We start from the raw sequence: 9,411 nt of genomic DNA on the forward strand, positions 1-9,411 counted from the left end.
GCATAGCTATTCACAGAATATTATAACACAAAAAATCCAATCGTGCTTAGTTTTTTCCTAAATTTACTTGCTATTTTTTCACTTTCCCTTCCCAATCTTCTCTCTTTACCAAACAACTTATAAAAAATAAGATTTACGAAAAAAGAAAGCCCTAAAATTAAGCTTTCTTTGTAAGTATTCTGGCTGCTTCTTGTGCTAAAAATAGCTCCAAGATTTTCTTTGTCAAAGTAATGGCTGCCGACAAGGCCAGAGAAACGATTAAATAATTAGCTACTAAGCCGTGATCCCCAACCAATGGCGGTTTTGTCAAGAATCCGTAATCTCCACCTGTTACCAAATTGACCATAAAAATCAAGGCATTTAGTCCAAAGGTCATGAGAAAAATTCTCTTCACATCCAGCAATCGTGCATCATACTGTCTCAAGAGATAAACCAGTGAGTTCCCCAAGAGTGCTAAATGCCCAAAGATAAAGGATAAAATGGCAATATGGGGGAATGGATAGGCATCTGGAACTGGGTAAACAAAGGCTGCTAATGTCCCAAATGTTCCTAGTAATGCAAAATACTGCCTATATTTGGACTGACCAGGAAGCAAAAGTACCACAAACATAGCCATACGGCAATGGTAGAAAGGTAAGCTTTCTGATAGTGGCATATGATTGACCCAATACCAGCCATAAAGTAGGATCAACTGAACAGCTTGCAAGATTTGGAAAAATCGTTGGTAAACCTTCTTTTCACGATAGCGATAGGCTGTATAAAAGGTTAAGGCTAAAAGCGTAAATAGGCTAACATACCAAAAAAGATCAAACTTGGGTGGCTCTGTTGCCTGAGTCGTAAAGAAAATATCCCATAAATTCATCTAGTCTTCCTCATAATTCAAAATTTTCCTGCATATTATTATACCATGCAATTTGTCAAAAATGGATTTAGAAATACGATAATCATCTTCTTAGTCAAGATATTGCTCCCTCTGACCTTGATAAACCTGCCAAAGAATCTCTATTTGCTCCTTGGTAATGCGTTTCTCAGATAAGACTGGCAGTTGGTCAATAGCAAAAAATTGAAGGTCAGTAATTTCTTGATTTTCTTGGAATTGCCCAGCGAGAAGCTTACATTCAAAAACAAACTTTGCATATTGTTTGCTCTGTAGTTGGAAACGATTGGTATCAAAAACTGCAAGTAACCTTTCAGCTTTTGCTGTAAAACCTGTTTCTTCTTCAATCTCCTTGAGAATATTTTCGGTTGGAGAATAGCCAACCTCACCAAAGCCACCTGGCAAAGCCCAACTATCCTCTCCTTGTCCCCTAACTAGACATACTTTTTCATCCTCAACAATCCAAGCACGAACATCCATTAAAGGAGTCGCATAAGCGAAAGTTGGTTTCAAGACTTCTGTCACTTCTTCTACATCGAGGTCTGATGCTTGATCCAACATTTCAGATAAAAGGACCCGCAAGTCCTCATAACGCTCACGGTCAAAAGGATCCTTTGTAAATGTTAATCCAGTATCTGTAATGGCAATCATTCTTTGCAAATACTTGACAAAATCACTTGTCTTCATGTTCTAAACTTTCTACCAACTTGGCTAAATTCATAGAGTTGGATCCTTTTAGTAGGATTTGGTCATGAACTCCAAGGCTTTCCTTGACCTGCTTAGTCATAGCCTCAAATTGGTCCTCGTCGGCTGTTTTTTTGAAGTAGTAAACGTGGCCGATTGGGAACATTTGACTGGCAAGTTGGGCCAATTCTGCGATATCTTCTCCATAAAAAATAACGGTATCTAGCACATCTGGCGAGAGGCTCAAAATCATCTGGTTATGGAGTTGAACAGACTGGTCGCCGAGTTCCTTCATGTCTGCTAGAACAGCAATTTTTTTGCCACCTTCGTTGGCTGGAATGGCAGAGAAAGTCTCCAAAATCAGCTTCATAGCAGTTGGATTGGCATTATACACATCTGATAAGATATCTGCTCCATTGGCTGCTTTCTTCCATTCGGTACGATTACGCGTCAATTCAAGATTTTGGAAGGCATTATGAATCTGCTCCTCAGTCACTCCTTCTTGCAGAGCAACATAGGATGCAATCATAGCATTGGTGGCATTGTATTTACCAGTCACTGGCAAATCGAGGACTTGTCCCAAAAAATTAGCCTCAAAGGTCAGACTATCCTTGCGCTCAATCAAGTCTGTAATTTCCAACTCTGCTCCTTGCCCAAAACGGACCACCTTTTTATCAGCTGGCAAGTAGACCTCTACAATCGGGTCGGCTGGTGCCAAGAGCAAGGAACCAGGTGCCATCCCATCTGCAATTTGCATTTTTCCTTTAGCAATCTCAGAACGGTCTTTGAAAAAAGCCAAATGGGCTTCTCCAACTAAGGTTACGATGGCTGTTTTTGGATGGGCCAATTCAGACAAGAGATGGATATCTCCCAAGTGATCCTGTCCCATCTCCAAGACCAACTTTTCTGTTCCTTCAGGCATATGGAGAACTGTGTAAGGAAGACCAATCTCATTATTATAGTTTCCTTGTGTTTTGTAGGTTTTGTAAGTTGTTGATAGTAAGTGCGCCAACATATCCTTGGTCGTTGTCTTGCCATTTGAACCTGTAACAGCAAAGACATCAACAGCCGTTTTCTCAAGATAGTAGGCAGCTAGTTGTTGAAAGGCAGTCAAAACATCATCTACTAAAATATAAGGATGATTTGCGACCTCTTTCTCAGACAAGGTTACTACTGCACCATTTTCAAAGGCTGTTTCAATAAAGTCATGACCATCACGCGCACCTTTGAGGGGCACAAACAAGTCCCCTGTAGCAATCAAACGACTATCAAACTCAGCTTTTTCTAACTGGGTGTCCTCAAAGATGCTGATATCATTTTTAGCTCCGACAACTTTGGCCACTTCATGAATTGTTAATTTCATTTCTACTCCTTTAAAAAGGGTTGAAGTCCAAGAACTCTAATCACCTTGCAGTGATGGTTCTGGCTTCTACCCTCTCTTTCATTTTTATAGCAAATGCGCTTCGCGCTTGTCAAAACTTTCTTTGGCAAGGTCAACCAAACGCTCGATTAGTTCTGGGTAGCTGATTCCCATATTGTCCCAAAGTAGTGGGTACATAGACCACTGGGTGAAACCTGGCATGGTATTGAGCTCGTTTAGGAAAATCTCTCCCTTATCTGTATAGAAGAAATCACAACGAGATAGACCTAAACCACCAATAGCACGGAAGGCAGTTTCTGCATTCTGACGCATGACAGCTACCACATCATCACTGATTTTAGCTGGGATATCCATGGTAATCTTGTTATCAATATACTTGGCATCATAGTCATAAAAGGCAACATCCTTAACTACTTCTCCTGGAAGCGTGCTTTTAACATCGTAGTTACCCAGTAGGCCAACCTCGATTTCACGGGCATTTACCCCTTGTTCAACCAAGACACGGCTATCATATTGGAAGGCAAGTTTCAAGGCTTGACGAAGTTCCTCTTGATTTTCAGACTTAGAAATACCGACACTAGAACCCATGTTAGATGGTTTTGTGAAAACTGGATAAGTCAATTTTTCTTCAACTTCAGCAATTTTAGCAGTCATATCATCACCTTCGACAATGGCCACATAAGGAACTTGAGCAATCCCGACAGATTCTAAGACACGCTTAGTGGTGATTTTATCCATGGCAAGACTAGATGACAAGATGTTACAACCGACGTAAGGCATTTTCAAAACTTCCAAGAATCCTTGAACAGAGCCATCCTCTCCCATCGGACCATGAAGGACTGGAAAGACCACTGCTCCCTCTTCGTATATAGCACTTGGTGCAACTTTCTTATCCCAATCAATGGTTTCATTGGTCATAAGACGATCCTCTTGACCTGGAGTATGGCTAAATTCTTGCGTTTTAATAAAATCACCCGACTGGCTGATGAAGAAAGTCTTGACTGTGAAACGGTCGTAGTTGACCGCACGCATCACACTCTCAGCTGAAAGAACAGAGACTTCACGCTCTGCACTACGTCCACCGTATAAAAGAATAATCGTTTGTTTCATATTATTTGTTCCAATTCTAATAGAATACTCGTTCTTTAGTATATCATATTTGCTTCTTTTTTGAAACTTGAACCTGATACTGGTCTTCAAGAAATCTAAAAAGAGACCGATAAAACAACTGTCGGTCTCCGTGATTTTTGTATAAATGAACGAAGTTTGTTAATTTGTCTACTCTTATAACTCTGTTCGATTTTCAATGGCTCGTAAGAGTGTAACTTCGTCCGCATACTCGATATCTGCTCCGACAGCAAGTCCTCGTGCTAGACGAGTAACCTTGATTCCAGCTGGCTTGAGCAAACGAGAAAGATACATCGATGTCGCTTCCCCATCTGCGGTGGCATTGGTTGCTACGATTACCTCTGAAACTTCACTATCCATCAGACGAGTCATGAGGCTCTTGAGATTGATATCGTCTGGACTGATGCCATTCATGGGAGAAATGAGTCCATGCAAAACATGATAGAGTCCGTGGTATTCTTGGATATTCTCCATGGCTGCTACATCTCGACTATCCTCGAGAACTAAAATCGTCGTCTGGTCACGAGTCGGATCGGTACAGATAGAGCAAGGATCGTCATCAGTCAAACGACCACAGATGGAGCAATAGGTCAGCTCTCTCTTAGCAGAAAGGAGATTTTTAGCAAATTCATTGACATCGTCATCAGACATTCCAATAGTATAGAAGGCCAGACGGGTAGCCGTCTTAATCCCGATACCCGGTAACTTAGAATAACTGTCAATTAGCTTAGCAATAGGTGTTGGATAAAGCATAAGTTCCTTTCTAATTCATTGGATGGTGTTGGTTATAGAGGTTGATAATATCGCGTGCAATGGAAGGTCCAACACCATTTGTTAGATTGGTGTTATGCGGAAAGACAACGGCAACAGCGATTTGAGGATTATCTGATGGGGCATAGGCCACGGCATTGGTATTGTTGGCTTTTTGACCACCTGCTACATAACTTTCGGCTGTACCTGTTTTCCCACTAATGGATACAGCTGCACCATTTGAAAAGGCACGACCTGTTGTCAGAGCACTTCCACCGTGAGAAACTTGATAAAATCCTTGTTGAAGGATGGAAACATCAGACTCAGAAATATTAATTTTATTCATTTCCTTGGTATCAATAGACTGGATCAAGTCCCCTAAGCCGCCTTGTTCGTTATTTCCATAAATCCCCTCAACAATGTGGGGTGCAATCCGAACACCATTGTTAGCAATGGTTCCAACATACTGGGCCAATTGCATAGGAGTGTAGTTATCAAACTGGCCAAATGCATTGGTAATGTAATTAGCAAAATTATACTCTTTTGGTATAAAACCAGTTGACTCATCTGGAAGGTCAATGCCTGTTGAGGCTCCAAGACCATATTCAGCAAATGTCGAACGAAGTTTCCCCATAGCGGATTCTAAATTGTTAGTTAAAACAAACATATTGGGTTGATAGGTTTGACCCATAATGCCCAAAGCCGTTTGAACCATATAGGTATTAGAAGAATACTCCAAGGCTTCCACAGCTGTAATCGGGAATGAACCGTAGGCTTGAGTATACCAAGAATTAATTGGAGCTGAACCTTGGAAGACAATCGGTTGGTCTGTCAAGGTCTGATTACCTGATAAGACTCCATTCTCCCAACCAGAACTGATAGTTGCAGCCTTGACAACCGAACCTGGAACAAAGACATTGGTCACCGTTCCCAAGGAATCAGGCGTTAGCTCTCCCGTTTTCAGATCATGTTTAAGCCCTGACATAGAGAAAACTGCACCTGTTTTTGGGTTCAAAGCAACTGCATAAACACCTTCAGAATATCTGGCTCCTCCATTTCCTAACTCAGAATTGAAATAACTCTTAAGAAGATTGTCCACGCTATCTTGAAAGGCCAAATCAATGGTTAGTTTAATATTGTTCCCTTTGGTACCATCTTCGATATTTTCGACACTCTCCATGTTGCCATACTTGTCTAGATGGATTTCTTTTACCGAGCGTTTTCCTTGCAGGGTTTCCTCATATTGTTTTTCTAGATAAGAAGTCCCAACACGGTCATTTAAAGAATAACCTTTTTTAAGATAGGAATCTGCTTCTTCGGCTGGGAGACCAGCTTTTTCACTGGAAACACTTCCTACTATAGAAGAAAGCGAAGTTTCTAGAACCTTTCGATCCCAGGAAGTTGAAATACTGATACCAGGTAAATTCTTAGAAGCCGAAGCAATCAAGGCAATCTGTGTATCTGTCAAGGAATCTGTCGCAACGGTTCCTGTCGCAAAATTTTCTACTGCATTGAGTTGGCTAAAGAGGTAAATTTCTTTCTTTTCGTCGTCCGAGTAGGTCAATTGACTTGGATCGATACTTTCAACAGTGTTATTGTAAAGTTCGGATTCAGATAATTGATTCCCATCAGAATCTAGTCGTTTCTCACGTGGTAAACTTTCCACTGCTTTCTTATAGACATCTTGATCTGCTAGGTAGTAGTCTGCCAACTGTCGGTCAGTCAATGTTGGAGAAGAAACTCCCACATAGGCTAGCAACTTCTTGGCTGTTTCTTTCAAATCTGCAGCCGTCATCTTGTTGTTCCTTGTAAAAGATACGACTTGCTTGATGGTGTTTTCGACGAGAGGTTTCCCTGTTGCATCGTAGATTTGTCCACGAGCCGAACTAGTTGTCACCTTTGTTTTACTTGCCGATGCTAGTTTTGTCTCATAAAAATCCTTGTTCAAAACCTGCATGTAAAGCAGGCGACCAATGATGGTCATAAAGAGCAAAATAACAATTGAAAACAATAAATTAAGCCGAATCGGAATCGAATGGCTGTCAAATTTTCTCATACAAGTCAGTCTCATTTCTATTTAAAATCTCATTCTTCATTGTACCACAAATTGAGAAGAAAATTATGGAAAATAGGAGTACTTTATTTGATTTTTAAAAGAGCTTTTCTTTTTTATTTAATTATCATTATTTTATATGGTATAATAATATCAACCAATAGAAATTTTTGACTTTTAATTTAATATAAATCATACAAAGGAAGCCCATGAACAATCAAGATATTCCCTCTATTATTGATCTCCACTTTGATGAATTAACTGAATTAGAGCAAGAAATTGCTCGCTATTTCTTACAGGTCAATACGATACAGGATGATTTATCATCACAAAACGTAGCTCAAAAACTACATATTTCTCAAGCTGCTCTGACCCGTTTTGCTAAAAAGTGTGGTTTTACTGGCTATAGAGAATTTATTTTCCAATACCAACATCAAATCGATAACCAAAATCTTCAGCTATCGACCCATAATCCTCTTATCCAAGGCGTTCTCAGAAGCTATAGCAATATGAGAGAGCAAACTCAGGAATTAATTAATGAAAATCAAATAGAACGAATAGCTAATATGATAGAAGATGCTGAAAGAGTCTATTTTTTTGGCACTGGAAGCTCTGGCCTTGTCGCTCGTGAGATGAAATTACGCTTTATGCGTTTAGGAGTGGTATGTGAAGCTATAACCGATCAAGATGGCTTTGCTTGGACTACTAGTATCATGGATGACAATTGCTTGGTTCTAGGCTTTTCACTATCTGGATCTACTCAATCTATTCTGGACAGCTTGTTAGATGCTAAAGAAATGGGGGCAAAAACAGTCCTCTTTACCAGCGTACCAAACAAAGAAAACCAATTGTATACTGAAACTGTACTGGTTGCTAGTCACAATCAATCATCCTATATTCAGCGTATCTCCTCTCAACTTCCAATGCTTTTTTGGGTTGATTTGATTTATGCTTACTTTTTAGAAATCAATCGAGAAAATAAAGAGAGAATATTCAATAGCTACTGGGAAAATAAAAAACTCAACGGCTATCGAAGACAAAGAAGAATTAGAAAATCCTAGTCTGGCTGAGCCAAACTAGGATTTTTATTCGTCACTAAACATAACTCATCTAGATCCTGAGTCAGTCATATCTTGATTCGGTCTTAAATAATTTCATGTAATCACTTTTTGAAGGGAGTAGATAAGCAAGCCTGACAGTATCATCAACAATTGTATAGAATACGATGTAATCCTTACTCAAGGTCAATCCTCTCGTTTGGTAGTAAGGATCTAATCTCTTCCCAAATTTTTCATCAACATCAAATCCAGCTTGGGGGAAAATTTCCAGCCGATTAATATCCTTTCTAATATTCGCTACTTTTCGTCTCGCAGCCTCTACAGAACCAATTTCCTCTGCTATATACTGATATATTTTATCCAGACTATCAATCACTCTAGGAGAATACAAAATCCTATATTTTTTATAATCCATAGCGTGTCACGACATCCTCATCTGTCAAATAATTTCCAGCCTCAATCTTGGCATAACTTTCTTGAACTTCTGCTTGTAATTGTCTAAATAAATACTCCTTCTCCAATTCCTCTTCACTTAGTAAATCTACTTCATTTGTTACGACAACATTCTTTAAAAATAATCTGAGTGCTGATGAAAGAGAGAGATTTTGTTCTTTTAACACTTCCATAGCATCATTTATCAATTCTCTATTAGCTTGGAAGGTCACCATTTTACTTGAATTCGCTATAGCCATTTTATATAATTCCTTTATATATTTTCTTTATTATCTCACAATTATAAAGAAAGTCAAGAAGTTTTGATTTGAAAGAATCAATTTCTAAAATTTTTCATGTCCTAAAAAGCGGAATAAATTTTGAACTTGTTAAGATTATTTTCTATTCTTTCTTCCACTTATATCCTGTCCAGCATGCTAAAGCAAGTAAAACCAAATAATCCATTTTGAGCTAAATCTGCCGTGTAAGGTTAAGTCTCTGTAAAGAACAGATAAATTCCATAGCCCTCAACGAAAATAAGAAAACTGACAAAACCAATCAGGAAAAGTCCACTGGCAATAAGAAAGAGTCTCCATAAAAGAATGAGAATTCCTCCTACTGCTAAAAAAATTACTGGGATAAGGAGTAAATCATTCATGACTTTCTCCTTTCTAGTCAATCAACTGACAGTAATGGGTGGCAAGAGATGAATCAAATTCCTCTAGCTTTTGAACTAAGTCCAAATACTCCTCTTTGTCATGATCTTCAAAGTCCACACCTCGATGATTCTGAAGCGCGATTTCAAATTGACTAGTGAGTTCTCGTTTGGAAAAGCTGTAATCCCCCGTCACTTCCTCATAATGTTCCTTTAGCTCCTTGTAAGATTGGTATTCTTCAGGTGTTTGAAATCCCTGTACTAAGGCCTCTTCTAATTGATAATTAGACCTTCTTTCTATAAAAACTAGATCAAAATCTTGGAGCTTTTATCACAAGAAAAAGACTCCGAAGAGTCTTCGCATTACTTATGCAATTCTTTATTACTCAATGT

The 9,411-nt window shown here is 39.1% G+C and carries 10 protein-coding genes and 1 pseudogene; 1 reads left to right on the forward strand and 10 read right to left on the reverse strand.

Annotated elements, in window-relative coordinates; genetic code table 11:
- Window positions 1-157: 157 nt before the first annotated feature.
- From RWM06_RS08615 to pbp2b, 6 genes are all read right to left on the reverse strand, one after another.
- Window positions 158-862, reverse strand: a complete 705-nt coding sequence (locus RWM06_RS08615; RefSeq protein ID WP_313970827.1) for a TIGR02206 family membrane protein — start codon at window positions 860-862, stop codon at window positions 158-160.
- A 90-nt stretch (window positions 863-952) separates the two neighbouring features.
- The gene (locus RWM06_RS08620) at window positions 953-1,564 is read right to left on the reverse strand and encodes an NUDIX hydrolase (protein WP_313970828.1); all 612 of its coding nucleotides are present in this window, start codon (window positions 1,562-1,564) and stop codon (window positions 953-955) included.
- Window positions 1,551-2,924, reverse strand: a complete 1,374-nt coding sequence (murF, locus tag RWM06_RS08625) for a UDP-N-acetylmuramoyl-tripeptide--D-alanyl-D-alanine ligase (protein WP_313970829.1) — start codon at window positions 2,922-2,924, stop codon at window positions 1,551-1,553. Before murF ends, RWM06_RS08620 begins: the two co-directional genes overlap by 14 nt.
- A gap of 84 nt (window positions 2,925-3,008) precedes the next feature.
- Window positions 3,009-4,052, reverse strand: a complete 1,044-nt coding sequence (locus RWM06_RS08630) for a D-alanine--D-alanine ligase (RefSeq protein WP_261105078.1) — start codon at window positions 4,050-4,052, stop codon at window positions 3,009-3,011.
- 174 nt (window positions 4,053-4,226) lie between these two features.
- Complete coding sequence (recR, locus tag RWM06_RS08635; RefSeq protein ID WP_000966754.1) at window positions 4,227-4,823, reverse strand: recombination mediator RecR; 597 nt, start codon at window positions 4,821-4,823, stop codon at window positions 4,227-4,229.
- 10 nt (window positions 4,824-4,833) lie between these two features.
- Entirely contained in the window at window positions 4,834-6,891 is a 2,058-nt protein-coding gene (pbp2b, locus tag RWM06_RS08640; protein ID WP_313970830.1) for a penicillin-binding protein PBP2B, read from the reverse strand.
- 191 nt (window positions 6,892-7,082) lie between these two features.
- Here pbp2b and RWM06_RS08645 point away from each other — a divergent pair, with 191 nt between their 5' ends.
- Window positions 7,083-7,934, forward strand: coding sequence for a MurR/RpiR family transcriptional regulator (locus tag RWM06_RS08645; protein ID WP_313970831.1), 852 nt, complete (start codon window positions 7,083-7,085; stop codon window positions 7,932-7,934).
- 61 nt (window positions 7,935-7,995) lie between these two features.
- On the opposite strand, the gene RWM06_RS08650 is transcribed toward RWM06_RS08645, so the two are convergent.
- The 4 genes and pseudogenes from RWM06_RS08650 to RWM06_RS08665 all read right to left on the reverse strand — a co-directional run bounded on the left by RWM06_RS08650 (window position 7,996) and on the right by RWM06_RS08665 (window position 9,319).
- Window positions 7,996-8,346 (reverse strand): type II toxin-antitoxin system RelE/ParE family toxin, encoded by a 351-nt coding sequence (locus RWM06_RS08650; RefSeq protein WP_313970832.1) that lies wholly within the window; start codon window positions 8,344-8,346, stop codon window positions 7,996-7,998.
- A complete protein-coding gene (locus RWM06_RS08655; RefSeq protein ID WP_313970833.1) occupies window positions 8,336-8,623 on the reverse strand; it encodes a hypothetical protein in 288 nt (95 codons plus the stop codon). The genes RWM06_RS08650 and RWM06_RS08655 overlap by 11 nt, the downstream gene beginning before the upstream one ends.
- A 233-nt stretch (window positions 8,624-8,856) precedes the next feature.
- A pseudogene (locus RWM06_RS08660) lies at window positions 8,857-9,021 on the reverse strand (DUF5966 family protein); the annotation flags it as partial.
- Window positions 9,022-9,034: 13 nt separating this feature from the next.
- A complete protein-coding gene (locus RWM06_RS08665) occupies window positions 9,035-9,319 on the reverse strand; it encodes a DUF5962 family protein (protein WP_313970834.1) in 285 nt (94 codons plus the stop codon).
- Window positions 9,320-9,411: the final 92 nt, after the last annotated feature.

Origin of the sequence: uncultured Streptococcus sp. (assembly GCF_963516575.1) — a bacterium.
Lineage (GTDB): Bacteria > Bacillota > Bacilli > Lactobacillales > Streptococcaceae > Streptococcus.

What these genes read in the sequence shown, in the direction of transcription:
- RWM06_RS08615 (WP_313970827.1), bottom strand. Translation starts at nt 862, where the DNA reads ATGAATTTATGGGATATTTTCTTTACGACTCAGGCAACAGAGCCACCC.
- RWM06_RS08620 (WP_313970828.1), bottom strand. Translation starts at nt 1,564, where the DNA reads ATGAAGACAAGTGATTTTGTCAAGTATTTGCAAAGAATGATTGCCATT.
- murF (WP_313970829.1), bottom strand. Translation starts at nt 2,924, where the DNA reads ATGAAATTAACAATTCATGAAGTGGCCAAAGTTGTCGGAGCTAAAAAT.
- RWM06_RS08630 (WP_261105078.1), bottom strand. Translation starts at nt 4,052, where the DNA reads ATGAAACAAACGATTATTCTTTTATACGGTGGACGTAGTGCAGAGCGT.
- recR (WP_000966754.1), bottom strand. Translation starts at nt 4,823, where the DNA reads ATGCTTTATCCAACACCTATTGCTAAGCTAATTGACAGTTATTCTAAG.
- pbp2b (WP_313970830.1), bottom strand. Translation starts at nt 6,891, where the DNA reads ATGAGACTGACTTGTATGAGAAAATTTGACAGCCATTCGATTCCGATT.
- RWM06_RS08645 (WP_313970831.1), top strand. Translation starts at nt 7,083, where the DNA reads ATGAACAATCAAGATATTCCCTCTATTATTGATCTCCACTTTGATGAA.
- RWM06_RS08650 (WP_313970832.1), bottom strand. Translation starts at nt 8,346, where the DNA reads ATGGATTATAAAAAATATAGGATTTTGTATTCTCCTAGAGTGATTGAT.
- RWM06_RS08655 (WP_313970833.1), bottom strand. Translation starts at nt 8,623, where the DNA reads ATGGCTATAGCGAATTCAAGTAAAATGGTGACCTTCCAAGCTAATAGA.